This is a genomic window from Paucilactobacillus nenjiangensis, from assembly GCF_005405445.1.
GTDB classification, from domain to species: domain Bacteria; phylum Bacillota; class Bacilli; order Lactobacillales; family Lactobacillaceae; genus Paucilactobacillus; species Paucilactobacillus nenjiangensis.
Genome location: NZ_BJEB01000028.1, coordinates 1 through 25,393 on the forward strand (window position 1 = coordinate 1; position 25,393 = coordinate 25,393).

The window sequence follows — 25,393 nt, forward strand, 5'->3', positions numbered from 1 at the left end:
GGTTCAAAGGACTCCAGGACACCTTGGAAGCATCATTTATTTAAGTTAGATACATATTATATGTACGAAGGCATTTCTTTTACACAAGATTCTTGACGCTACCCGAATTAACTGGTTCACCAATACTTTGATGATACGTTTCTCCCTTATAACTGACTCGATTGACTGTTTGATTTTCTATAACTTTCATTTATTGGCCTCCAAAGCAAAATTCTAACTAATCAAAGATTTAAAATAACCCGAATAACTTTTTCCTCTTCTTGACAGTTTGTGTTGATTGTACCGCATGTGGTACAACTATATCGCCATTAATGATAAACTTAGCATTTTCTTTATATTCATTGGCTAGACTCTCGCCAAACTCAGATTTCATCTTTTCAAATGCTTCTTTCATTTCATACTTTCGGCCTGGCAAGTCATGCGTATCAGAGGCAAAAACATACGCTTGACCTGTGCTAATCAATTGTTTACTAAATGTTTCAACTTTTTCTCCAAAAGTTCCAACATAACTGCTAGCAGTTATTTGAGACAAACATCCCTTTTCTAACAATTGATACATTATTTCTGGATGTTTCATAATTTTTGTGTTGCGCTCAGGATGCACAATGATTGGGACAATTCCTCTCATTTGTAATTGATAAATCATGTCAGTTGTGTATGTCGGAACGTCGTCATCCGGAAACTCCAGCATTAGATATCGGTTTCCATCGTCAGCAAATAAAATGTCATTATCATCTAGTGCTTGCAATAAATCACCATTGATACGAACTTCTTGTCCTGGAAAGACTGTTAATCCAATACCTGCCTCATTAATTGCTTTCTGAAACTTTTCCGTTAGTTGAATTACATCACTTTTATGATTTATGTATACCCCATTCATATGATGGGGGGTTAGTAGGGCATGAGTAATCCCATTTTCAACTGCTTCTTTAGCAAGTCTAAGTGATGTTTCCATATTTTTTGATCCATCATCAATGCCTGGTAAAAGATGACAATGCAAGTCAATCATGTGAGTTTTTCTCCTACTAATATATAAAATAAATTCTATACGATTTGTATCGTTTATGAAACAACTTTTATGTGTTTAAATTTTGAAATAACAAAAACATTTGCGACAATTCTACTACTTTATTTTGTATCTCCGTAGCCATAGCCATAACCGTAGCCATAACCGTTCCGGCTGGCAACGTCATTCATAACATAGCCAAGTAAGTGGGCATGAACCATTTCTAACAATTCAATTGACCGCGAAACAGCTTTTTGTTGTGCAACACCTTTTCGAACCACTAAAATCACGCCATCAACGTACGCTGCCATAATTTGGGTATCAGTCACTTGCAACATTGGGGGAACGTCAAAAATAATCAAGTCGTACTCTGCCTTCAGTGCTTCAATATATTTTTTCATTCGATCTGAATTCAACAATTCTGAAGGATTAGGAGGTACTGGACCACTGGTCAAAATACTAAGATTTTCAACTATTGTAGATTGAATCGCTGAGTGATAATCAATATCAGTATTCGTCAATACGTTAGTAAGTCCTAATGTATTTGAGACACCAAAAGTAGAATGTAAAGTTGGGCGACGCAAGTCAGCATCAATAAATAATACCCGTTTACCTTGTTGTGCCCAAGTAACAGCAGTATTAGCGGAGACCGTAGACTTACCTTCACTGACACTAGATGAAGTAAAAATTAATGTTTTATATTCCTGATCCACTGCTGAAAACTCGACATTGGTTCGTATTGTTCTAAATTGTTCCGATACTACATCTTTAGGCTCTACTTCGGTAATCAGCATGACTCCATTGGTCATCGTGTCATTGAAAAGCTCTTTTTTATTTTTTCTTTTAAAAATTGCCATTTAGTTTCCCCCTACACCCTTGATCTGGAACGATGTCCTGTGGTTTTATTTTCTCGAATACGTGCGCTATTATTAGCACTTCGTATTTTAGCATCCATATTAATTCGATTAACTTTACCCAAATTAGCCAAGCCCAGTTCCTGAAGGAATTCATCATTGCGAACACTCGTATTCGTTAATTCAACTAGCAATGCATAGCCTACGCTTAGAATAAACCCAATAATCACTCCAACAGCAATGAAAATAATTGTCTTTGGAGATGTCTTTTGGCTGTTCGCTACGGCTTTAGAAACAATCGTCACATTGTTAACTTCCATAATATCTTTAATCTTTGATTTAAATTCTTTGGCAACGCCATTGGCAATGGCTGCTGACTTGTCTGGATCATCTGTCTTAACAGATAAAGCAAACACCTGTGAGTTTTGTTGATTACTAATTGAAATTGCATCTTGCAATTCACCAACAGTGACAGAATATCCCTTTCCAGCATTCTTGGTTACAGCCGGTTTAGCAGCACTCACAAGTTCTTTATCACCATATGAATCTGTCTTATACTTGGCTTTTTGTGCTGGGGTGACAATTGTGGTCGGGTTGGCTAAATCATTCTTAACAGCTTTCAGAATCACCTGGTTTGTAATGATATCTTTATAGGTACTAATCATCTGAACATCTGCTTGCTGGTTAGCGTAAGCAGTAGTTGTATCGCTAGAATCAGATTTTTGATTAACCAAAATCTGTGTAGTTGACGTATATTGTGGAGTCACAACAAATTCAGCTATTCCAAAGGCCACGACTGCGCAACCTACCATGCTTAAGATAATAAGAGTCAAATGCTTTCTAAAGATTGAAAACAAACGACGAATGTCTAACATATTGTCCATTTTTTCCTCCGCAAATATTGTTTGCTAATTCCTATATTATTAATGGTACGAACTAATTTGACAACCGGTTAGCTAACCGAAATATAAGTCAATAAATTTGTATCATATTCGCTGTATTCTACACATATATTACATTTTGTCCTTTATCTTAGAACGGAAAAACTAATTCCGGTTATTCACCAAAATTGGCCCGCTTCAGTCCTAAATTATCACGTATGATATTTGAAACTCGTTGTAACTCTGTTTTTGAAACTACTTCAAAGCTTTGTCCACCAATCGACTCGCTCGTTCCTTGAATATGGTCAGACTTAACTGTCGAAGCAGCATTTCGATAATTCAATGCCAGCTTGGTCATATTGTTAAAGGTTAAATCAGTCTTCATTTCACTCGAAATTGAGTTTAAAAAGGTCCGATTTAGTACAGTCTTGTAACTAGCTGATTGTTTCAACAAGGCGGTGATAATTAAACGTTGACGTGTTTGACGTCCATAATCACCCTGTGGATCTTCATGTCGCATCCGTGAAAATGCCAGTGCTGTTTCACCATCCATCTTTTGAGATACTCCAGAAGTAAAGCTGTGTCCTTCATAAGTAAATGTTAGTGGCGAAGTTACAGTTACACCACCAACTTGATCAATCGCTTTCTCCAGGCCCCCCATATTAACTAAGACATAGTAATCAATTGGAACCTTCAAATACTTTTGGACAGTGTTGATGGCTTCTTTAGAACTACCATACGCGTATGCCGCATTTAACTTGGCTGGTGAATACTCAGGATAATCAGGCAAGTTAACTTCCATATCACGAGGTAAACTCGTCATGGTTGTTTTCTTAGTCTCAGGATTGATGGTCAGGATAATCATCGTATCAGTCCGCCCCTTATAGTTACGACCCAATGCCCCGGTATCAGTTCCCATTAAAAGAATTGAAATCGGTTTTTTAGAATTCAGCGCGCTAGCAGCACTCCGAGTTTTAGTTGCTCCTGACTTTTCGTACATATTAGAGGTAGCACTATGCATGTTCTTAAATGCAACTGCTGCAAAGGCTGCTCCCGTTAAAACTAAAATACTAACAATCACTAAAATCACGTTTCGGATCATCCGTTTCCGGCGACCGTGGCGGTGATGTTTATGATGTCGATGTTGCGAATGATTGCTCCCGCTATCTGTCATTTCTTACCCCACAAAAAAATGTTATAATTTTTTTCTTTTTCAAGTAATAATTTTCACACAGACTGTCAGTGTTTTCAAGCTGTCAACCGATTTGTAACCATAATGATATAATGCTTTCTTTCTATAAAATCATACACGTGATGATATTGTGTACGTTTTTATTATATCTTTAAGAATAATTTTTAATTTTAGATAATCTTTACATTATCCACCAAAGGGTCGCTGAATAGCTTTGAGACATTTATCAATGTCTGGTTGTGACATATTTTCACCAAATAATGTTTTATACCAGATTCGCATCATCGCGACCAACATAGCAGTCCAAATTCGGCGTTTGTTGTGTTCTTCCGTATGATGGCCACTTTCATCGAGATTTGGGCATCCCCACTGTGACTGCACTTCTTTCGTCGTGCCATGGGAGATATTATATTGTCGATCTTCAGCTACTTGCATTGAGCCCATATCTAACGACCGACTACAAGTGGTATTAAATTTCGATTCCGCAATATCCAATTTAACTGAGGTACCATTCTTAAACATGATGGTTAGTAATTGATCATCCGCACTAACCCCTTTTGTTGCAACATGATGTGCCATCACCCAAGTTGTATTCTTGCTCCGTTTATTACGCGTTGGCACTAATTGATACTCGCCCGAGACACATGGAATTCCATGATCAAAGTTTTGTAGTTCTGCTAACACTCGCATCTGATAATCGAAAATATCATTTGATGCCGCAAATTCACTAACCAATTCACGTGTTGGTTTCTTGACGACAAGTTGTATGTCATCTTTGTTCAGAATCCATGAATAAATTTCACCCGCTTTTTCAAACTGAGACACGATCAATGTATGTTCCCACGACAACGTCGTCGACTCCAAAACGTTCCCTAACTCAAGCGTACCAATCGTCTCTAAATTAACTACCTGCTCCAAAATAATGTGTTCCTCCAAATAAAAAAATTTTATTGTATGAAATAATTTTCAATTAACCAAACTACACAAATGCATTCCATATTGCAACCCCTGTTTCCAAACAGTTTGTGATGTTAACCAAACTATATTCAAATTTGCTCATTTGGTTTTAATTTTATGTATATTGGTTTTTGTGATTAACTATTTGATTAGCTATTCTTATTGTGCCAGGCCTGGTAAATCGTTTTACAAGGAGAAACAACATGCACGAAAAAGATTTAATTCAGCGCGGATTCGAATTATTAGGAAATGATGAGAACGAAAAAAAGATTTTTGGAGTCCTAAAGCATTACCATATTAGTCCACTGAATATTAATTACGATGATTTTGTCCAGGAAGGACGACTCGCATTTGTAAATGCCTACTGTCAGTTCGCAGAAAAGCCTTCTAAAGACCATGATGACTTCGATCTTTACGCCTATAAACGAATTCAATGGCGGATTTTAGATCTACTCAAGCAACAAACAGCCCTCAACTCACATTCAGATTTTTCACTCGACAACGAGTTAATCTCACACGAGGTCATCGATGAAATCTTAATTGATCCCCACAGTTCCGAAGATATCGGCACCCAAGTATTAAAAGACGACTTTTTTAAACAGCTCTACAAGACCTGCACGCAGCAGCAACAATTCTATTTAGTTAGCGCCTTTGTTAAAGGCATGAATGGCCGTGAAATTGCCGACTTTTATGGTGTCACTCGCCAGGCCGTTAATAAATGGAAGAAAGGGGCAATTGAAAAAGCCAAATTATTATCTAAACTAGACTAACATGGTCGTTTACATTGAAAAAATCGGTAACTTAAATTTTACAACAAACTTTTTATAAATTTATTAGTGGACGAATAGACGCTTACGTTTCTATTCGTTCACTTTGTGTTATATTTTCCACAAATTAGATTAAAATCTGACGCAATTTTTTAATTTCCCAAGATAAAATTGATGATACCAACACAAAATATATTTGTGGAATCAATGAATACATGACTCAACAAAATTTAATTGATTTGGGCCTGAATGAAAGTTCAACTTTAAAAAAAGTATATGAAACTGCTCATGCTATTCAACAGGCAATCCATAATCGTGATGGAGAGTCATTAACAAGTATATTAAAAAATTACATTCCCATGGGGAATGCTATGGATACAGCTATATCAACATTAAAAAAGAATCGTTCAAGTGTTGTTGCTAGCTGTTCTTCAGCTTTCTCAAACGGAGCCATAGAAGGAATTAACAGAAAAATAAAAACGTTGAAAAGAGCTTGCTATGGATTTACTAACATGAGTCATTTTAGGACTCGTATCCTTTTGATTGTAAAATAAAAGAACATCCCGAAGGATGTTCCAATATCTGGGTCACCAATACCAGTTGACGAAGACCCAAAAAGAATCAGAAGATATCATCCTCTGATTCTTGAGTTATTCACTTTATTTGTAGTTAGGAGCTGCTTTGGTAATTTGCACATCATGTGGATGTGATTCAATTAAACCAGCACCTGAGATTTGGACAAATTGGGCTTTTTCAATCAAGTCTTTGACTGTTCCGGCACCAGTGTATCCCATTCCTGAACGAAGTCCACCAACCAGTTGGAAGATAATGTCAGAAACATCACCCTTATATTCCACACGAGCTTCAATACCTTCAGGAACTAATTTGTTAGCTTCGTTAACGCCACCTTGGAAGTAACGATCTGATGAGCCATGTGATTGTGACATTGCAGCCACAGAACCCATCCCACGGTATGATTTGTATTTCTTACCAGCATCTTCGAAGACTTCACCAGGAGCTTCAGTTGTGCCTGAGAACATACTACCAAGCATCACTGCATTACCACCAGCTGCCAGAGCTTTAACAATATCGCCTGAATACTTGATTCCACCATCAGCGATGATTGTCTTGCCATATTCACGAGCAACACTTGCTGAATCGTAAATCGCCGTTAATTGAGGAACCCCAACGCCAGCCACAACACGAGTAGTACAGATTGAACCAGGTCCAATTCCAACTTTAACTACATCAACACCGGCTTCATATAAAGCACGAGTACCTTCAGCAGTGGCAATATTTCCAGCAATCAAAGTTGCTTCTGGGAAATGTTCGCGGATTTCAGCAATCTTGCGAAGTACTCCGGCACTATGACCATGAGCAGTATCAATCACGATTGCATCAACACCAGCGTCTAATAAGGCACTAGCACGGTCAAATGTATCTGAAGTGACTCCAACAGCAGCGGCAACTAAAAGACGGTTATCAGCATCAACAGCAGCTTTATCAAAGTTACCACCTAGTTCAACGCCCTTCACGTTTGCCACTTCTGCTGCTTGTGCGGCACTTGTCATGTTCTTATGGATAACACCCATACCACCTTGTAAAGCCATGGCAATGGCCATTGAGCTTTCAGTGACGGTATCCATTCCTGCACTAAGGAATGGTAAGTTCAAATGAATCTTGTCGGTTAAATCAACACCCAAATCTACTTCATTAGGTAACACATGACTCTCTGCTGGAATCAACAATACATCATCAAAAGTAAAACCCTTTTTAGCGAACTTTGTTTCCCATTCTGACACGACAAATTCCTCCTATAAATTGTAATTGGTATCACTTTACTAGCCTTTGTTGCTGAGGTCAAATGTTTTTCACGAACTCTAATCAAATTCTAATGTATCGGGCAAAACACGAACATTAATTAGTGAAATTAGGTTACTTTGACCAACTTTTTTTCATTTCATACAACGTAAAACTCCATTGAAATTAAAAACGCACTCTTCAGTAAGAATGCGTTTTGAAATAAAGCTATTTTTTCGATTGTTGAGTTTGTCCACCAGCAAATGCACCACCGACGATATTGAAACGACGACGCACATACATATCTGCCAAGAATCCAAGCACTGCCAAGACAACATAAGCAATCCCAGGAAGTATTGGGTTAATTACTGTTGGCATGAGGCTGGCTGCAAAGTAGATGGCAACCCAAGCGATTAACGCTGCTACAACTGATAAGATTTTATACCAAACAGGCTTCTTTTCTTCACCTTTTTTAGCAGGTGACAATACTTTCGTGACCCAAGCAAAGAGTAATCCACCAGAAACTGCAACTAAAATAATTGCAGTGATTCCTGACGTACCAGTTTGATCAGCGGCCATTGATTTTGGTGAGAATAATGACATCAAACCAAACATAAATGCAAAGATATTAAAGAACATCAAGCCATTGTCTAAGGCTAATAATTTATAACTACTTTGTTCACGTGGTCCGCGATGAACTGGTCCCTTAACGATTTCAGTTGCGTATGCGGTCGGTGTACCAAATAATTGTTTCGCTGTGGTTCCCGTTTTTTGACCTTCAATTAAAGCAGTTAAAGTTTCTTCAACAGCTTGTGTTTTCTTCTCAGGCTTAGCACCTTGAGCGTCCAGTTGTTTACCCAATTGGAAAATAAATTCTTCGTTTCGCTTGGTTAAGCCTTGATCACTTAACTCATGATGCGTTGCCACACTATCTTTTTCCATTTGTGCGCGCTGCTTTTGTCCTGCTGCTGCATTTCTTGATTGATTATTTTCGCTCACGAATATTGCCCCTTCCGGCTCCTATGTTTTTGATACAGTTATGATATTTATTACGTTGTTCTGAGTCGTGTTCTCTTCCGCAGCCTCCTCACTCAACTTAATTAACTCGCCGTCAGTAAACCACTGACAACTCGTTGATGCTCGGAGACTATTCGCAGAAGTTCGCACTGTTTTCCTAAATCGGATTTTTAATTCAACAACTTCCGTCTAGCTACGCTTAATCATTCACCATAGTTAGATGGTTGTTCTCAGTCGTGTTCTCTTCCGCAGCCTCCTCACTCAACTTAATTAACTCGCCGTCAGTAAACCACTGACAACTCGTTAATTCTCGTTGATGCTCGGAGACTATTCGCGGAAGTTCGCACTGTTTTCTTACACATTAAATCTAAATTCTACGATGTCGCCATCTTCCATGACGTATTCCTTACCTTCTTGACGAAGGCGACCAGCTTCACGAACAGCAGAATGAGTTTCGTATTTATCGAGGTCATCAAAGCTCATAATTTCTGCACGAATGAATCCACGTTCAAAGTCAGAATGGATGATACCGGCTGCTTGTGGCGCTTTGGTACCTTTATGATAAGTCCAGGCACGAGTTTCCTTACCACCTGCGGTAAAGAATGTCTCTAAACCTAACAATGAATAGGAAGCGCGAATCAAACGGTTCAAGCCTGGTTCCTCAACGCCTTCCATTTCCAAGAATTCAGCTTTATCAGCTTCTTCCATCGAAGCAATTTCTTCTTCACTGGCCGCTGCTACACCAATTACTTCGGCACCTTCATCTTTAACATATTCACGGATTTGACTCATAAATTTATTGCTTTCAGGATCGCCCATTTCATCTTCCGCCACATTGGCTACATATAAAACAGGTTTTGATGTTAACAAGAAGAGTCCCTTAACAATTGGTTCTTCATCTTCGTTAAAATCGATTGTCCGAACTGCATTCCCAGCTTCAAGGACAGGTTTAATTTTTTCCAGGACGGCTAATTCAGCTTTAGCTTCCTTATCGTTACCCTTCGCAACTTTTTCAACTTTAGCCAATCGTTTGTCGATTGTTTCTAAGTCGGCAAATCCTAGTTCCAAGTTGATTGTTTCAATATCATCGATTGGATCAACTTTATTGTTGACGTGGGTGATATTGTCATCTTCAAACGCACGCACAACGTGGACAATGGCATCCACTTGGCGAATATTTTCTAGGAACTTGTTACCTAGTCCTTCACCCTTGCTAGCACCTTTAACAATACCGGCAATATCGGTAAATTCAAAGGTCGTTGGCACTACTTTTTTAGCAGGAATCAATTCCTGAATTCGTTCCAATCGCGCATCAGGGACTTCCACCATCCCCACATTCGGATCAATTGTCGCAAAGGGATAATTTGCCATTTCCGCGCCTGCTTTTGTAATTGCGTTAAATAGCGTTGACTTACCAACATTGGGTAAACCAACAATTCCAGCTGTTAAAGCCATCTGTTAGTCACTCTTTCTTTAATCATTTTTATTAGAATCGGGTTTCGACAAACAACGAATTAGTCGTTAGTCGCTTCATCTGGTTCTTTTTTCTTCAAAACTTTCTTGAGACGCTTTTCAAAATCACGGCGTGACAACATAACAATGTGTCCACAACCGAGACATTTAATTTTAATATCTGCGCCCATACGAATGATTTCCCATTCATTGGCACCACATGGATGTGGCTTTTTCATCATCACAACGTCGCCTAAATCATACATACTTTTCACCTCGACTAGTCTAAGTTGATATCTAAAATTTCCAAAATACGTGTTAAATCATCATCTGACACATATGGGATTTCAATTTTTCCGGCACCTTTTTTAGAACTTGATTGAGCAACGGAAACCTTGGTTCCAAAATGTGATTGAAGTGAGCTTTCAGCTGCTTTGAGATAAACTGATTTTTTCTCAGCTTTCTTGGCATGCTTCTTACCCTGGCCATTCATTTGACTAACTAATTGTTCCAATTGACGAACGGTTAAGTTTTGTTCAACTACCCGACGCGCCAATGCGACTAATTTGTCTTTATCTTTTAATCCCAACAAGGTACGAGCTTGGCCCATTGATAACTGCTCTTTTTGCAGCATTTCTTTGACCATTTTTGGTAGTCCCAGTAACCGCAAATAGTTCGCAATATATGGACGACTCTTGCCTAACCGCTCTGACACTTGTGCCTGAGTTAATGACAATTTATCCATTAGTGTCTGATACGCTTGTGCTTCTTCCAACGGTGTTAAATCTTCTCGCTGGAGGTTTTCTAAAACGGCAACTTCCATCATTTCTTCATCCGTCATGTCACGAACAATGGCGGGAATGGTTTTGTTGTCGATTGATTTAGAAGCGCGGAACCGTCGTTCACCAGCGATAATTTCATAACGATGCATTTTAGCATCTGGCTGACGAACAATGATTGGTTGGAAGACCCCTGACTTTTCAATTGAAGCCGCTAATTCTTCAATTCCTTTTGAGTCGAAGGCTTTCCGGGGTTGATATGGATTGGGGCGGATATTACTTAATTTTAATTCTTGAACGTTTTCTTCGTTGGCCGAAACATCATTTTCTTCAAACAATGCTGACAGTCCACGTCCAAGCCCTTTTTTATTGTTTGTCATGCGCTGCGACGACCTCCTTAGCCAATTCAACGTACACTTGTGAACCCTTTGAGCGTGGATCGTAATCAATAATTGGTAGTCCATGACTAGGGGCTTCCGCTAAGCGGACATTACGTGGAATGATAGTTTCATAAACTTTGTCACCAAAGAATTTTTTAACTTCTTCATTAACTTGTTGACCCAAATTGGTGCGTTCGTCATACATTGTTAACAAGACACCTTCAATTTTCAAATCTGGATTGAAGTGCTTTTGCACTAATTTGATGGTGTTTAACAATTGACTCAAACCTTCCAAAGCATAATATTCACTTTGAACAGGGATTAAAATAGAATCACTAGCCGTAAAGGCGTTAATCGTCAGTAAGCCTAACGATGGAGGACAATCAATTAAAATGTAATCATATTGATCACTCACAGTTTTGATAGCGTCATTCAAACGAGTTTCACGGGCCATCATCGAAGTTAATTCCATTTCAGCACCGGAGAGTTGAATTGTTGTTGGTGCAATATCCAACCCAGGATGAGCTGATTCAAGAATGACATCTTTAATATCCGTATCATTAATCAAGACATCATAAATATCTTGGTCGATGGTTGGTTTTTCAATACCAGTTCCGCTGGTCGCGTTACCCTGTGGATCCAAATCAATTAGCAATACTTTTTGATTCATTTCTGCGAGGCAAGCGCCTAAATTGACGCTAGTAGTCGTCTTCCCGACGCCACCTTTTTGATTGGCTAAAGCAATCACATATCCCATTATCTTATGCCTCCTTATGATTTATCAGTCTTCTTTGGACTTTTTGGTTTAGGTTTAGTTTTAGGCTTGCCTTTATTACTATCCATGACACTTTTTGGAATGTCGATGACAATCTGATAATGGTCACCCATATCTTCTTCACGGGTTTTGATTTTCATGCCATTATCTTTGATGAGTTTAACTGATTTTTTAATCGTATTGACGGCAACTCGAGTATCAGCGGTTAGGCCCTTGGTGGATGGCTTTTTTCGTTTTGGTTTATCAACTGGCGTTGGCTTATGAGTAAAGGTTGGTTCTTCTTCGGTCACTGCTTTACCAGTCAACACGGCCACCATCTCTTCGGTTTGTTTGACAGTTAAATGGCGGTTAACGATTTCCATCAAGCTTTCTCGCTGTTGTACTTCAGATAATCCAAGCAAAGCACGGCCATGACGTTCTGAAATCCGATGATCTAGAATCGCATTTTGAACTGGTGGAATCAGTTTTAATAACCGAATTTTATTGGCCACTGCTGATTGACTTTTACCCATACCTTTAGCAAGCGTGGCTTGAGTCAGCCCATTCAATTCCATTAAATTGTGATAGGCCTGCGCTTCTTCAATCGAAGTCAGTTGTTCCCGTTGCAAGTTTTCAATCAATGCTAAGGAAGCTGTTTCCTTGTCATTCATTTTTTCAACAATCGATGGAATTTTTTCCCATTGTAATTCGGTCATGGCCCGAAAACGGCGTTCACCAGCAATAATTTCATATTTACCAGTTTCATACTCCCGCAGGATGATTGGTTGTAGTAAGCCATGTTCTTGAATTGTTTCGGCTAGTTCTTTAATAGATTCTGGATCAAATACTTTTCGTGGTTGAAATCGATTAGGGGTAATATCAGCCCGATTAATTTCGACAACTTGATTAGTTGATTTATGCTTTTTATTACCTGAATTTCCAAAAATTGAAAATGATGCCATCCTCTTCACCTACTTCTTTGTTTGAATTGGTTTTTTCAAGGGCACTCCTGGTCGACGTGGATATTTATCTGGAGTCGCCGTTACCTTTTTAATTACAATCATGGTCCTAGGTTCACCACTAACGGGTAAACTTGATTCTACCACCGACTCAACGGAACCGCCTAACGTTTCAATTGCTGCCTGGCCTTCGGATAATTCATCTCCAGATTGACTCGCTTTTAATGCAATGAAATGACCACCAATTTTCGTCAGTGGTAAGCAAAATTCAGTTAAGACTGAGAGGCGCGCGACTGCCCGAGCAGTGACAATATCAAATGATTCACGATACTCACTGGTTAATCCCCCAAAAGTCTCTGCACGATCATGAATTAAAGTTACATCCGTTAATCCGAGTTGTTCCACTAATCCCTGCAAAAAATTAATTCGTTTATTCAGAGAATCAATAATCGTAATTTTCAACTGCGGAAAGGCGATTTTCATGGGTAGCGATGGGAAACCTGCCCCTGCCCCAACATCGCATAAAGTTAACGATTCAGTTTGTAAAGCTTTGAAATTTAATGCCGGTAGAATTGAATCATAGAAGTGTTTTAAATACACCTCTTCGTGATCAGTAATACTGGTCAAATTTAATTGCTCATTACCTTCCACCAACAACTTAAAATACAACTCAAATTGATTTAATTGAGTTGCTGACAATTGAACACCATTTTTTAATAATTCTGTTTGAAATTGTTCCGGATTCATGGATGTACTCCTTAATTCGTGAAACAAATTTATGTTTCACATACCACTTAACTTTAACCCAAAAAGCTATAATTATCAACCAATTTAACATCATTGAAATATTAATCTCTGGTCGATTTTAATCAATTTCACAAAAAAATGATTAACCAATCTTGAGATTGATTAATCATTAATAATGTCCGTTGTAGACAAACATTTACGCTACTTTTCATGCTATTTAATTTTTGATACTTCTTCTAAGAACCATTTGTTAAATGCATCGGCATCAATGTCGACACAAACTTTAGTATTAGTTTTACCATCATGGTATGCGCCACGGATATCGCCAACTGTTTCACCCATTGCTGGGCCTTCAGTTTGAACATCCACCCACATATCTTCAGTGGTGATAAATTCTGGATGAAGTAAATAGAAAATTGTATTTACATCATGCATTGGATGACCATTTTCATCCCCGTCACTGTAATGAGTGATTAAACCATGTAGCATTTTACCAGTCCGGTTTAAGCCCTCAAGTTTATCCAACGTATCTGCAGTTAACAACGCCTTCAAAGTGATATCCAGACCAACCATGACGATTGGTAAACCAGAATCATATAAGACTTTGGCTGCATGTGGATCAGTGAAACAGTTGAATTCTGCGGCACTAGTCATATTACCTTTACCTAAAGTTCCACCCATGGCCACAATTTCTTTGATGTTGTCTTTAACTTCAGGATATTGTGAGAATAGGATGGCGATATTAGTATATGAACCAGTTGGAACCAAAGTGATTGGTTCGTCGGCAGCCATAATTTCTTTATGCAATGCTTCAACCGCAGACATATCAATGGCATGTCCATAATCTTCACCAAAATCGTAACCTGGCATACCAGATTCACCGTGAATCCGGGCAGCATCTTCAAATGGTTTTAACAATGGTAACTTGGCCCCAGCAGCAACCGGAACATCTTTATTAAAGAAATGGACAATCTTCAATGCATTGATCGTGGTTTTATCAACAGTGACATTTCCAGCAACCGTCGTAATTAATTTTAAATCGAGTTCGGGATTGTTTAACGCCATCGTTAAAGCGGCAGCATCATCAATTCCTGGATCAGTATCCATAATAATTTTGGTAGTCATATTGATTTCCTCCATTTGTATAACTTCAAATCAGTTTTTCTCTTATTAATATTAATACCCAAAAGTAAGCGCTTTTAATCGTTTTGAAAACAAAAGCCTGAATCGTTTTAATTATTCAGACTGTTGTTACATTCTGATACCTTTAATCAGGCTTGACGGTATGTTTCACACCATCAAATCAGGTTCATTATCACAAAGCTTTCCGTCTTGCTTCAGATATCTTGTGTTCATACTGAACACTTCGATACCTGTTGCAATACTCAAGCTATGACCGTGATAATTCACACCATCATTCTACCAAACGAATAGTCCAACAAATCCGGCAGAAAGAAGTGATACTAAGATACCTGAAACTATCATCAAACCAACATTCTTAGAAATTAATGTGTTGGTTTCTTTACCAACGATACCCTTGAAGGCACCGATGATCATACCAGTTGTTGAGAAGTTAGCAAATGATGTCAAGAACACTGTCAAGACAGCACGCAAGTGAGGAGTATAGCTATCAATAGTCTTACCAGTAACTTCACCCATAACAACGAATTCGTTGGTTACAAGTTTCATCCCCATGTGTTGAGCTAAAATCCATGCATCGTGCCATGGCATACCCATTAAGAAGGCAAATGGTGACATGATAATTCCTAACACAGTTTCCAATGAAATTTGTGGAAGATGAATCCAAACAAAGATTTTGTCAATCAAGGCTGCCAATGCAACAAAGGCAACAACGTTAGCAAAGATGATTAAGATCAGCTTACCGGCGTTTAAGATTGAATCGCCCAAGAATGAGAAGAATGGTTCACGCTTGCCGTCTTCTGATTCTTCAGAAACAGTAGCAATTGTGTCGTCTTCAGGAGCAACATCAACTGGGTTAATCATACTTGTTACAATAATTGAATTAATAATATTAATTGGAACAGCAGTCAAAACATATTGACCAGGAACCATTTGTACATAAGCACCAATGATTGAAGCCGTCACACAACTCATTGACATCATGGCGATGGTTAAGTTACGTTGTGCTGACATTTTACGAAGTTGCATACCTGAGATGGCAAGCACTTCAGTATTACCTAAGAACATCATTTCAACCGCAAAGAACGATTCAAATTTTGGTTGTCCGGTAATAAATGAAAGTCCACGACCAATCCATTTGATGATCCATGGCAAGATACCAAAATAAGTTAAGATATCAAACATTGGAACAATCATCAAAATTGGAAGTAAGGCACTGGTCACAAAGTTCATTGATTGTGCAGATCCGCCTGCAGCCCCACCTTGTGCTAATGGAGTTACCCAATTAGGTAAGGCAAATGTAATTCCGACATAGGCCACTTTGACCAATTCAGAGAATCCATCCGCTGCAGCTTGAATTGCAGCCCGTCCAGCTGAGAAACTTGTGAAGAACCAAGCGAGGACTAAGTTAATAACAACCATGATACCAATTGATTTCCAATGGATACCTTTCTTGTTTTTTGAGAATAGGAATCCAACAAGTAAGAAGACTACTAATCCCAAAGCATTTATAGCTATATACATATAAATAAACCCCTTTTTTATATTTCCCGAAACCAAAAATAAAATAATGGCAATCTGTTTCTGGGTACTCTTCAAATATAAACTTTTAAAATAATCGTGTAAACCCGCAAAATTTGCTCAAAAATTTATTAAAATTGGTAAAGCCTTTTACGTAAAGCGCTTACAGAGTTCACAAACTTTACAAAATTAATTTATCGATAAATATTCACTAACTTATGAATAGTACAAAGCTTCAAATATGTACCATTCTTTTGTTGATTAAGATTAATAAAAAACATGATACTTTAATGATTGTTGATTTTGTAAACAGTTTCATGCTGTTTACCAGTATATCGTTCAACAAAGTGAAATTTATTTGATATCTATCAATCGAAAAAGGTGCAAACCAGATTAAAAATCGAAACAGGAGTTTCAATTCATTCTGAGGTTGCACCTTTATTTAATTACTGATTGTACATAATTCCTGAATAATCATCATCTTGATGCTCATTGACATATTCACGGGCATCCTTGTTAATTTGTTTTAAATCGACGCCTTGCTGACGCGCAGCGAATAAGCAGCCACAATAGCATTGCCGATAGACATTATATTCCGCTGACATTTCAACGGATCGTTTATATCCTGAACGCTTCTTAAAATCACTTGGTAAATAAGAAACATCGTACATATGCTGCACATCAAAGCCCAGCTTATTAATTGTCCGTGCGTCCTTATGTGGGCTAATAGTTAAGGCACTACCAAAGTAATCAAAGCCATATTCTTGAGCTTTTTTGGCTACACGTTCTAGCCGATAATTGTAGCAAAGAATACAACGAGCTCCACCTTCAGGTTCGTTTTTCAAATCACGCACCACGGATAACCATTTGGCTGGTTCATATTCAGCCGCAATAAAAGTCACATTGTTACCAGTTTTTTCATTAAAGTCTTGGATAAACTTAGCTTGAACTAATTTACGACGTTCAAATTCCATACGAGGATGGATATTTGGATTATCATAATAGATAGTGACATCAGCATATTGAGTCATATACTCCAGGGTATATGTACTACAAGGCGCACAACAGCTATGCAACATAATGCGAGGCCGCGTACTAGCCTCATCCCACTGTTTAATTACCTTTTGCAGGACTTCATCATAGTTTATTTTTTGGCCTTCTTGGAACATTTTGACCACTTCGTTATATTCAAGCATTACATTCATCTCACTTATTTATCAAATTAATAACCATATAATACCATAAAAATGAGGACACAAAAAAACGGAGCCTTCTCACTCCGTTTTGTTATAAAATCAGGAAAGTAACATGCAACTACCTAATTGTTTTAACTGTTTACCTATTGGTCTCGCCTCATTCTTTTCATGGATCTGTAAGTCTAACCAGTAAATCTATGGTCGATGGTTCAATAAATCGATGTTACTTAAATCCTGGTACATGGTTCCTAATTCTTTAGTGCCTGGTGCCTGGTACTTGATTCTTGGCTCTTTTATCGTTAATTCTGGCTGGTCAATGGTCGACTGCCAATTTAATATACTTTGATGGATATTGTTCTATGCTAACCGCTGGCTTAATTGTTACGCGTGGGCTAGTCTCTTAACTTAATCATGGATACACTTTACAAATCTGTTCGAATCTTCAAGCTGTCAATCTGAATTCTTTGTATCATGTGGTTCCAAACTCTACTACTAAAGGAGCTTGTGCACTGAGAAGGTAGTAGTCACAAGAGAAACTTCCTTTCCTGTAACTATATATTAACCGTTTTCACATAATTGTACAAACAAAACGACTCGGACTTATACAAAATTATTTTCAGTGCTAAAGTACTGATTTATCAGCAACCTTCGCAAGTCTGTTAATCGCAAATTGGGCTTAAATAATTGATTGGTCCAATAAATCAAAACATGATTAATAAATTACTCTCATTGTATTTTCAGAGGGTTTGATGGATTCTGAAACGTGCTCAAATCACCATAACTAAACAAAGACAGACAATGAAAAATCTCATTGTCCGCCTTTGTTTACGTTAGTAACTCGAAAGCTACCGGTAATTTTTGCACTCTACTTTCTAAAACGTGCTTCCCAATTCAATCATCTCCGTCTAAATAAAGACATCAACCATCCAAAAACCGGATAGCCGATGTCTTATTTTAGTACTCAATGATTACCGAATTGATACGCACTCTACTTTGAAACGTGTCTCCCAAAGCAACTTCGTCACTTAACTCAAATAACGCAAACTGATTCAAAATACAAATCAATTTGCGTTATTTTACGTTAATGCTTCGAAGCTGACCGCTTTGGTCAACACTCTACTCTCTAAAACGTGCTTCCCAATTCAATCATCTCCGTCTAAATAAAGACATCAACCATCCAAAAACCGGATAGCCGATGTCTTATTTTAGTACTCAATGATTACCGAATTGATACGCACTCTACTTTGTTCTTGAGTACGTTGCCAAATCAGCAAGGATTTCACTAATGAAATCACTCTTAGATTTAGAAATTTGGTCTTGTTCACCATACTTACGAACAGTTACGCCGTTGTTTTCAACTTCACTATCACCAACAACTAAAGTGTATGGAACTTTATGCGTTTGGGCTTCACGAATCTTGTAACCCATTTTTTCATTACGGTGATCAACAGTGGCACGGATACCAGCAGCTGCCAATTCGTTACGAACTTGGTCAGCATATTCCGCATGCGTATCTTCACGAACTGGAATGATTTGAACTTGTTTTGGAGCTAACCAAGTTGGGAAAGCACCCTTATACATTTCAGTTAAGTATGCCGTGAATCGTTCCATGGTTGAGATAACACCACGGTGAATCATAATTGGGCGATGATCTTTGCCATCTTCACCAACATAATGGAGGTCAAATTGTTTTGGTAACATAAAGTCTAATTGAATAGTAGAAAGTGTTTCTTCATTTCCTAAAGCAGTCTTAGTTTGAACATCCAACTTAGGACCGTAGAAAGCAGCTTCCCCTTCAGCTTCAACATAATTAAGGTTCATGTCATCCATAGCTTTTTTCAGCATTGTTTGAGCATTGTTCCACATTTCATCATCATCAAAATACTTGTCAGTATTCTTAGGATCACGATAGCTCAAACGGAACGTATAATCATCAATATCAAAATCATGATAAACATTGATCATTAAGTCCAAGATGCTCTTGAATTCATCTTCAATTTGGTCAGGAGTTACGAAAGTATGACCGTCATTCAATGTCATTTCACGAACGCGTTGAAGACCAGAGAGTGCACCGGATTTTTCGTAACGGTGCATCATACCTAATTCAGCAATCCGCAATGGCAATTCGCGATATGAACGGATGTGATGTTTGTACACTTGAATATGGCTTGGGCAGTTCATTGGACGTAATTCCAATAATTCGCCATCCCCCATGTCCATTGGTGGGAACATATCTTCACGATAATGTTGCCAGTGACCAGAGGTCTTATATTCATTTAAATTCATCAAAATTGGTGTGTAGACATGGTTATAACCATTGGCAACTTCTTTGTCGATAATATAACGTTCGATAGTACGACGGATAGTGGCACCATTTGGCATCCAATAAGGTAAACCAGCGCCGACTTTAGGATCTACGAAGAAGAGGTCTAAATCATTCCCGATGACACGGTGATCACGTTCCTTGGCTTCTTGGCGACGAACCAAATCTGCTTCCAAGTCATCTTTTTTGAAGAAGACCGTTCCGTAAATTCGTTGTAGCATGTCGTTTGATGACATACCTTTCCAATAAGCACCGGCAACTGAAAGCAATTCAAAGTTCTTCACTACATCAACATAATTTAGAACTGCACCACTCGCAATTGTGGCGAAGTCGCCAACTTTGAACAATGGAACCTTGCCATTTTGAGCGTTATCTTCAAACAATTCTTGTTGGAATTGATCATTTGGATATAGTGCTTTTGCGGCTGTTAAATCAGCTGATTCAAATTCAACCTTCGCTTTATCCTTACCAAATGATTTAACAATTGCAGCAACAGCTTCAAGTTCATCTGCGGAAACTTGAACTTCATCTTTATCTGAATCGATAAAGAAACCATCATCGGTTGCTTGGTTATCGCCTAAACGAATTCCATCAAATTGTTGGTGCAATGCGGCAGCGGTTAAAAGCGCTGTCGTTTGACGTAAAGCCTGTAACGCTTCTGCTGATTCCTTGTCGACTTTTTCGACTGAACCGTCGACGTAAAGTAATTGTACTTGTGCCATAATCCTATTCCTCCTAATAAATTAGTAAAATAATTGCAAAATAAAAGTCCCAGATATCGTTTCCGATATCTGGGACGTTAATTTATAAATTGACGCGGTGCCACCCATCTTTAAAAATGAACTGAATTCATTTTTATCTCTGACAGGCAATAACGAGCACTATCCGGCTCACCTTATTTCGGTGAACAATCAAACTGAGATAGTATTACTACTCCGATAATTGCGATTAGAATTTCAGCCTGGCCCTAATCTCTCTTGTGGTTCGGATACGTAATGTGTTCTCAATGAAAAAGTATAGCATGTTTCCAAAAATATGCAAATCAAATTTTTTTAACTAAGCTATTCGCTTGTTTTCACTCTATTTCGATTCAGGTTCAACCAAGCAACTCGCTGCGCATAACTTGAATTTTCCTGAGTTTTTCAACTCATCGTCAATTCATAGTTATTACTCACAAGCTATTCGCTTGTCTTCACACTATTTCGATGCATCAGCCAATGGGTCAAGAATAAGCCAATGAACCAAATAATGGAAACCATCAATGAAACTCGAGTTTCTGGATCAAAAATGAGGAAAATTAAAACAGCGATGAAGAAAATGAGACTGGCGTAATCTGTGTAAGGATAGCCTGGCATCAAGAACTTCTTCACACCTTCTGGACGACTCTTACGAAACTTCAAATGACACCACAACATAATCAACCAAACAAAGATGAAGTTAATCGTGGAAACCCCGGAAATTAAATTGAAAATTCCTTCAGGCATGACATAATTTAAAATTACAACAACAAACAAAATTGCTGAAGAAAAATGTAAGGCGGTATTCGGTACCATATGCTTACTTAACTTCGCGAACCGTTCCATTGCATTCCCGCCGGTTGCTAGCGCATGAAGCGTTCTACTGGTACTGAAAATTGCACTATTTGTCGCAGACATTGCGGCTGTTAAAACCACAAAGTTCAAGATAGCGGCAGCACTGGTGATTCCAATTCCTGAGAAGACTTGGACAAAGGGGCTGGAAGTCGTCGTGATTTTATTCCAAGGAGACACCATCATAATCGCAATCATTGACCCAATGTAAAACAAACCAATTCTGATAGGCAAACTGTTAATCGCTTTAGGCAAATCTTTTTCTGGATTTTTAGTTTCACCAGCTGTTAATCCGACCATTTCAATTCCAACAAAGGCAAAGACAACCATTTGAAATGACATCAAAAAGCCAGTTGCACCCTTTGGAAAGAAGCCGCCATGTGAGTACAAATTGCTAACCGATGCAGTTGATCCACCCACATGATAATGAAAAATCGTTAAGCCAAAGCCAACAACAATCAAAGCTAAAATTGCCACCACTTTAATCATCGAGAACCATGATTCCAATTCACCAAACAAGCCAACGTTTAAGAGATTTGTGATGAGCAATAGCACAATGATGACGAGTGGCCCCACCCATTGTGGAATATTCGGGAACCAGTATTTTAAATAGATCCCGGTGGCGGTTAAATCAGCCATCGCTAAGCTAAGCCAACACGACCAATATGTCCAACCAGTAATAAATTCCATTCGATCGCCCAAATATTCCTTCACAAAATCGATAAACGAATGCTTTGAAGTATCTGATAATAGCAATTCCCCAATGGCACGCATCATGAAGAAACAAAAGACCCCAACAATTAAATATGACAAAATAATCGAAGGTCCTGCCTTATGAATCGCACTCCCTGATCCCAAGAACAACCCAGTTCCGATGGCGCCACCGATAGCAATCATTTGAATATGTCGGCTTTGTAGCGAGCGAGATAATTTACGTTCTTCCATGATGTCCTCCTAAGTTTAAAATCCACTAAATTCGATTTGTTCAGCACTTTTCTACATCGGCCTCGTAAATCAAGCATCTCCACTTAACTTTATCCAATCTCAGTTGGATTGCACCAACTGTTCCTGGCTTTCGTTGATGCTCAATGCTTATTCGATTTGTTCGGCACTTTTACTTTTATACAAAAAAATCCCCGGCACGAAAGTTCGTACCAGGGACGTTAAGTTTATATTTAACGCGGTTCCACCCAAGTTTTACAATCTGGAATACTTCCAAATTGACTCTTGCGGTTGATATCGGAACCACCCATTGTGTTCAGCCATGTAAATGTCGATTCGCAGCTTTCCTCGACTCTCTGTTTTGCTTCTCTTGAGAATAGTTCAATTATACGAACCTCACATTGATTGTCAACAAGAAAATTAAATTATGATTAAAAAATACAGTTTGTGATGTCCAACTGAAAATGCTATCATGACTGGTAAATACAGTAATAGGGGCAATTATTCATGGCAGAAGAAAAAGTTTGGTTAATTACGGGAACATCAACTGGTTTTGGTAAAAACTTGATTGAAGAACTACAAAAAACAAACGCAAAAATTGCAGCAACCGCTCGAAACGTTGCGAAAATTCAACACTGGGCAGACAACAAAAACACACTATTATTGGAATTGGACGTTACTAAAGAGGACCAAGTTGCTAAGGCAGTATCAGATACAATTGATAAATTTGGTCGAATTGATGTCCTAGTCAATAACGCTGGCTGGGGTTACTTTGGCTCCGTTGAAGAAGCTGATGAAAAGGCTGTGCGTTCATTGATGGAAACCAATTTCTGGGGATTATCAGCTATGACTCGTGCCGTGTTACCAACCATGCGCAGTCAGAAATCTGGTCAAATTATCAATATTTCCTCAATTGCTGGTATCCTTGGTGGTGCCGGAATTGCGTATTATAATGCTACAAAGCATGCCGTCGAAGGTTTCTCAAAGGGTTTAGCGTACGAAGTCGAACCTTTAGGTATCAAAATCACCAATGTGGAACCTGGACCATTTAGAACCGATTGGGCTGGTCGTTCACACCAAGCTGCTGATCCAACCATTGCCGATTATGCGAAAACCGCTCATAGTAATACTGACCGTTTCGAAGGTAATTCAGGACAACAAGATGGTTCACCTGATTTGTTAGCCAAAGCCATTATTAAACTTAGCAATGTCACTAACCCACCATTGCATTTCTTGGCTGGCGCGAATGCTGTCGAACGTGCCCACGAAGAAATCGAGAGATTACAACAAGATTTTGATGTTTGGGAAGAAGATTCAACTCACTTATCATATGGTGATGAAGATTACTGGAACTAAATTAATACAAATAAAACAAGCGTTTCGCCCGATTAAAGGTGAAACGCTTGTTTTTATTTTGAAACGTGATTCAACCATCAATTTACTTCTTACCCGTGGATTGTCACACTCTCTACTTCTTAAATGGCACCGCATTTTCTTTAGTAATCTTAGTGATACCGTGGAAATAAGGTACTAAAACTTCTGGAATTGTAACTGTTCCATCTTCATTTTGGCAATTTTCAAGGATGGCTGCAACTGTCCGACCAACCGCTAATCCAGAACCATTTAAAGTATGGACATATTGTAATTTGCCGTTTTCATCACGATATTGAATATGCGCACGACGAGCTTGGAAATCTTGTGTATTTGAACAGCTTGAAATTTCACGATAAATATTTTGTTCTGGCATCCAAACTTCAACGTCATTAGTTTCAGCAGCTGAGAAGCCCATATCACCAGTTGATAACTTAATAACGTGGTAAGCTAAGCCTAATTTTTGCAAAATACTTTCCGCATTCGCTGTCATTTTTTCTAGTTCCATATATGAGTCAGCTGGCTTAGCAAACTTAACCATTTCGACCTTGTTAAATTGATGCATCCGGATTAAGCCACGAGTATCACGACCAGCCGAACCAGCTTCTGAACGGAATGAAGGCGTTAAGGCAGTCACATAAACGGGTAAATCTTCACTAGGAATCACTTCGTCAGCAAAGAAGTTCGTCAACGGTACTTCTGCAGTTGGGATCAAAGTTAATTCTTGATCTTCATTGTTGATTTGGTAAACGTCTTCCTTGAACTTAGGGAATTGGCCGGTTCCGTACATTGTTTTGTCGTTAACCAAGTATGGAGGCAAAATTTCAGTGTAGCCCTCTGCCATATGTTCATCCAGCATGAAATTATAAACGGCACGTTCTAATTGCGCACCCAAACCAACGTAGTATACGAAACGAGCACCAGAAACCTTGGCTCCACGTTCAAAGTCAAGAATTCCAAGATCCTCTGCTATATCCCAATGGGCTTTAGGTTCGAATGAAAAGGTTGGAATTGTTCCAACTTTTTTAAATTCTTCGTTTGAATCTTCATCAGGGCCAACCGGAATTCCTTCATGAGGCATATTTGGCAAATGCGCCATCCGTACTTGGAATTCGTGGTTAATTTTGCCCAATTCTTTATCGATGTTACTAATTTCGTCACCAACGGCTTGCATTTCCGCAATCGCATCATCAGCAGATTCTTTGTTTCGTTTGGCGGCACCAATTTGCTTTGAAACTTCATTTCGTTTGGCTTTGAGCTCTTCTGTATCTTTGATTAATTCGCGTCGCTTATCATCTAGTTGAAAAATTTTGTTCAAATCAACTGGGTCTGTTCCGCGTTGAGCTAATCTTTTCTTAAAGTAATCTGGATCTTGGCGCATTTTCTTAATATCTAACATTGTATTTCTCCTCGTATTTTTTGACATAAAAATAGAGCTACTTCTCCCTCATTGGGACGAAATAGCTCTTTTCCGCGGTACCACCCAAGTTTGCCATTACAGCACACTTTGAAAACTGATAACGGTCAATTAACCGTGCGGCATTACCCGCCCACCTTATCTACACCGGAATTTCAACGTACGCTTTTCATCGACCAGCGTCTTTCTGAACGTTTACTTAAAATGTATCGTGTTTAATATCTTCATCCATTTTATTACAGTAATCATATGTTTGCAAATAACTGCATGAAGTGAACTACTCCGGGAATAAATTCCCGGGCTTCTAGGAACACCGCATACTTGCCTATCACTCTTTGAATGATACGTA

The 25,393-nt window shown here is 38.6% G+C and carries 22 protein-coding genes; 3 read left to right on the top strand and 19 right to left on the bottom strand.

Annotated elements, in window-relative coordinates; all coding sequences use genetic code 11:
- Nucleotides 1–229: 229 nt before the first annotated feature.
- The 5 genes from FFM59_RS05410 to FFM59_RS05430 form a co-directional block, all read right to left on the bottom strand.
- Complete coding sequence (locus FFM59_RS05410) at nt 230–1,009, bottom strand: tyrosine-protein phosphatase (RefSeq protein ID WP_137602035.1); 780 nt, start codon at nt 1,007–1,009, stop codon at nt 230–232.
- A gap of 119 nt (nt 1,010–1,128) precedes the next feature.
- A complete protein-coding gene (locus tag FFM59_RS05415; protein WP_137602036.1) occupies nt 1,129–1,863 on the bottom strand; it encodes a CpsD/CapB family tyrosine-protein kinase in 735 nt (244 codons plus the stop codon).
- 11 nt (nt 1,864–1,874) lie between these two features.
- A complete protein-coding gene (locus tag FFM59_RS05420; protein WP_137602037.1) occupies nt 1,875–2,744 on the bottom strand; it encodes a YveK family protein in 870 nt (289 codons plus the stop codon).
- Between the two features lie 172 nt (nt 2,745–2,916).
- On the bottom strand, nt 2,917–3,915 hold the full coding sequence (locus FFM59_RS05425; RefSeq protein WP_137602038.1) for an LCP family protein: 999 nt from the start codon (nt 3,913–3,915) through the stop codon (nt 2,917–2,919).
- Nucleotides 3,916–4,119: 204 nt separating this feature from the next.
- Nucleotides 4,120–4,851, bottom strand: coding sequence for a competence protein ComK (locus tag FFM59_RS05430; protein WP_170175944.1), 732 nt, complete (start codon nt 4,849–4,851; stop codon nt 4,120–4,122).
- Nucleotides 4,852–5,093: 242 nt separating this feature from the next.
- Between FFM59_RS05430 and FFM59_RS05435 the strand changes: the two genes are divergently transcribed.
- A complete protein-coding gene (locus FFM59_RS05435) occupies nt 5,094–5,660 on the top strand; it encodes a sigma-70 family RNA polymerase sigma factor (RefSeq protein WP_137602040.1) in 567 nt (188 codons plus the stop codon).
- Between the two features lie 212 nt (nt 5,661–5,872).
- Nucleotides 5,873–6,211 (top strand): transposase, encoded by a 339-nt coding sequence (locus tag FFM59_RS05440; RefSeq protein ID WP_137602041.1) that lies wholly within the window; start codon nt 5,873–5,875, stop codon nt 6,209–6,211.
- Nucleotides 6,212–6,316: 105 nt separating this feature from the next.
- Here the strand turns inward: FFM59_RS05440 and guaB are convergent, their stop codons facing one another.
- From guaB to FFM59_RS05505, 13 genes are all read right to left on the bottom strand, one after another.
- Entirely contained in the window at nt 6,317–7,459 is a 1,143-nt protein-coding gene (guaB, locus tag FFM59_RS05445) for an IMP dehydrogenase (protein WP_137602042.1), read from the bottom strand.
- A gap of 226 nt (nt 7,460–7,685) precedes the next feature.
- Entirely contained in the window at nt 7,686–8,456 is a 771-nt protein-coding gene (locus tag FFM59_RS05450; RefSeq protein WP_137602043.1) for a DUF1129 domain-containing protein, read from the bottom strand.
- 372 nt (nt 8,457–8,828) lie between these two features.
- Nucleotides 8,829–9,929: a redox-regulated ATPase YchF gene (gene ychF / locus FFM59_RS05455; protein WP_137602044.1), complete on the bottom strand. Its 1,101-nt coding sequence runs from the start codon at nt 9,927–9,929 to the stop codon at nt 8,829–8,831.
- Nucleotides 9,930–9,988: 59 nt separating this feature from the next.
- Entirely contained in the window at nt 9,989–10,192 is a 204-nt protein-coding gene (locus FFM59_RS05460; RefSeq protein WP_137602045.1) for a DUF951 domain-containing protein, read from the bottom strand.
- Between the two features lie 14 nt (nt 10,193–10,206).
- Complete coding sequence (locus FFM59_RS05465) at nt 10,207–11,085, bottom strand: ParB/RepB/Spo0J family partition protein (RefSeq protein ID WP_137602046.1); 879 nt, start codon at nt 11,083–11,085, stop codon at nt 10,207–10,209.
- On the bottom strand, nt 11,072–11,842 hold the full coding sequence (locus FFM59_RS05470) for a ParA family protein (protein WP_137602047.1): 771 nt from the start codon (nt 11,840–11,842) through the stop codon (nt 11,072–11,074). Before FFM59_RS05470 ends, FFM59_RS05465 begins: the two co-directional genes overlap by 14 nt.
- A gap of 14 nt (nt 11,843–11,856) precedes the next feature.
- A complete protein-coding gene (gene noc / locus FFM59_RS05475; RefSeq protein ID WP_137602048.1) occupies nt 11,857–12,801 on the bottom strand; it encodes a nucleoid occlusion protein in 945 nt (314 codons plus the stop codon).
- A 9-nt stretch (nt 12,802–12,810) separates the two neighbouring features.
- Nucleotides 12,811–13,545 (bottom strand): 16S rRNA (guanine(527)-N(7))-methyltransferase RsmG, encoded by a 735-nt coding sequence (gene rsmG / locus FFM59_RS05480; protein WP_137602049.1) that lies wholly within the window; start codon nt 13,543–13,545, stop codon nt 12,811–12,813.
- A gap of 213 nt (nt 13,546–13,758) precedes the next feature.
- Nucleotides 13,759–14,670, bottom strand: a complete 912-nt coding sequence (gene rihC / locus FFM59_RS05485) for a ribonucleoside hydrolase RihC (RefSeq protein ID WP_137602050.1) — start codon at nt 14,668–14,670, stop codon at nt 13,759–13,761.
- A 294-nt stretch (nt 14,671–14,964) separates the two neighbouring features.
- Nucleotides 14,965–16,209 carry a NupC/NupG family nucleoside CNT transporter gene (locus FFM59_RS05490; protein WP_137602051.1) on the bottom strand — a complete coding sequence of 415 codons (1,245 nt, stop codon included), beginning with the start codon at nt 16,207–16,209 and terminating at the stop codon, nt 14,965–14,967.
- Nucleotides 16,210–16,652: 443 nt separating this feature from the next.
- A complete protein-coding gene (locus FFM59_RS05495; protein WP_137602052.1) occupies nt 16,653–17,402 on the bottom strand; it encodes an epoxyqueuosine reductase QueH in 750 nt (249 codons plus the stop codon).
- 1,239 nt (nt 17,403–18,641) lie between these two features.
- Nucleotides 18,642–20,447 (bottom strand): threonine--tRNA ligase, encoded by a 1,806-nt coding sequence (gene thrS, locus FFM59_RS05500; protein ID WP_137602053.1) that lies wholly within the window; start codon nt 20,445–20,447, stop codon nt 18,642–18,644.
- A 456-nt stretch (nt 20,448–20,903) separates the two neighbouring features.
- Complete coding sequence (locus FFM59_RS05505) at nt 20,904–22,259, bottom strand: amino acid permease (RefSeq protein WP_174795642.1); 1,356 nt, start codon at nt 22,257–22,259, stop codon at nt 20,904–20,906.
- 504 nt (nt 22,260–22,763) lie between these two features.
- On the opposite strand from FFM59_RS05505, the gene FFM59_RS05510 reads away from it, so the two are divergent.
- The gene (locus FFM59_RS05510) at nt 22,764–23,612 is read left to right on the top strand and encodes an oxidoreductase (protein WP_137602055.1); all 849 of its coding nucleotides are present in this window, start codon (nt 22,764–22,766) and stop codon (nt 23,610–23,612) included.
- A gap of 112 nt (nt 23,613–23,724) precedes the next feature.
- On the opposite strand, the gene serS is transcribed toward FFM59_RS05510, so the two are convergent.
- Nucleotides 23,725–25,026, bottom strand: a complete 1,302-nt coding sequence (serS, locus tag FFM59_RS05515; protein WP_137602056.1) for a serine--tRNA ligase — start codon at nt 25,024–25,026, stop codon at nt 23,725–23,727.
- Between the last annotated feature and the right edge of the window lie 367 nt (nt 25,027–25,393).

What these genes read in the sequence shown, in the direction of transcription:
- FFM59_RS05410 (WP_137602035.1), bottom strand. Translation starts at nt 1,009, where the DNA reads ATGATTGACTTGCATTGTCATCTTTTACCAGGCATTGATGATGGATCA.
- FFM59_RS05415 (WP_137602036.1), bottom strand. Translation starts at nt 1,863, where the DNA reads ATGGCAATTTTTAAAAGAAAAAATAAAAAAGAGCTTTTCAATGACACG.
- FFM59_RS05420 (WP_137602037.1), bottom strand. Translation starts at nt 2,744, where the DNA reads ATGGACAATATGTTAGACATTCGTCGTTTGTTTTCAATCTTTAGAAAG.
- FFM59_RS05425 (WP_137602038.1), bottom strand. Translation starts at nt 3,915, where the DNA reads ATGACAGATAGCGGGAGCAATCATTCGCAACATCGACATCATAAACAT.
- FFM59_RS05435 (WP_137602040.1), top strand. Translation starts at nt 5,094, where the DNA reads ATGCACGAAAAAGATTTAATTCAGCGCGGATTCGAATTATTAGGAAAT.
- FFM59_RS05440 (WP_137602041.1), top strand. Translation starts at nt 5,873, where the DNA reads ATGACTCAACAAAATTTAATTGATTTGGGCCTGAATGAAAGTTCAACT.
- ychF (WP_137602044.1), bottom strand. Translation starts at nt 9,929, where the DNA reads ATGGCTTTAACAGCTGGAATTGTTGGTTTACCCAATGTTGGTAAGTCA.
- FFM59_RS05460 (WP_137602045.1), bottom strand. Translation starts at nt 10,192, where the DNA reads ATGTATGATTTAGGCGACGTTGTGATGATGAAAAAGCCACATCCATGT.
- FFM59_RS05465 (WP_137602046.1), bottom strand. Translation starts at nt 11,085, where the DNA reads ATGACAAACAATAAAAAAGGGCTTGGACGTGGACTGTCAGCATTGTTT.
- FFM59_RS05470 (WP_137602047.1), bottom strand. Translation starts at nt 11,842, where the DNA reads ATGGGATATGTGATTGCTTTAGCCAATCAAAAAGGTGGCGTCGGGAAG.
- noc (WP_137602048.1), bottom strand. Translation starts at nt 12,801, where the DNA reads ATGGCATCATTTTCAATTTTTGGAAATTCAGGTAATAAAAAGCATAAA.
- rsmG (WP_137602049.1), bottom strand. Translation starts at nt 13,545, where the DNA reads ATGAATCCGGAACAATTTCAAACAGAATTATTAAAAAATGGTGTTCAA.
- rihC (WP_137602050.1), bottom strand. Translation starts at nt 14,670, where the DNA reads ATGACTACCAAAATTATTATGGATACTGATCCAGGAATTGATGATGCT.
- FFM59_RS05490 (WP_137602051.1), bottom strand. Translation starts at nt 16,209, where the DNA reads ATGTATATAGCTATAAATGCTTTGGGATTAGTAGTCTTCTTACTTGTT.
- FFM59_RS05495 (WP_137602052.1), bottom strand. Translation starts at nt 17,402, where the DNA reads ATGCTTGAATATAACGAAGTGGTCAAAATGTTCCAAGAAGGCCAAAAA.
- thrS (WP_137602053.1), bottom strand. Translation starts at nt 20,447, where the DNA reads ATGGCACAAGTACAATTACTTTACGTCGACGGTTCAGTCGAAAAAGTC.
- FFM59_RS05505 (WP_174795642.1), bottom strand. Translation starts at nt 22,259, where the DNA reads ATGGAAGAACGTAAATTATCTCGCTCGCTACAAAGCCGACATATTCAA.
- FFM59_RS05510 (WP_137602055.1), top strand. Translation starts at nt 22,764, where the DNA reads ATGGCAGAAGAAAAAGTTTGGTTAATTACGGGAACATCAACTGGTTTT.
- serS (WP_137602056.1), bottom strand. Translation starts at nt 25,026, where the DNA reads ATGTTAGATATTAAGAAAATGCGCCAAGATCCAGATTACTTTAAGAAA.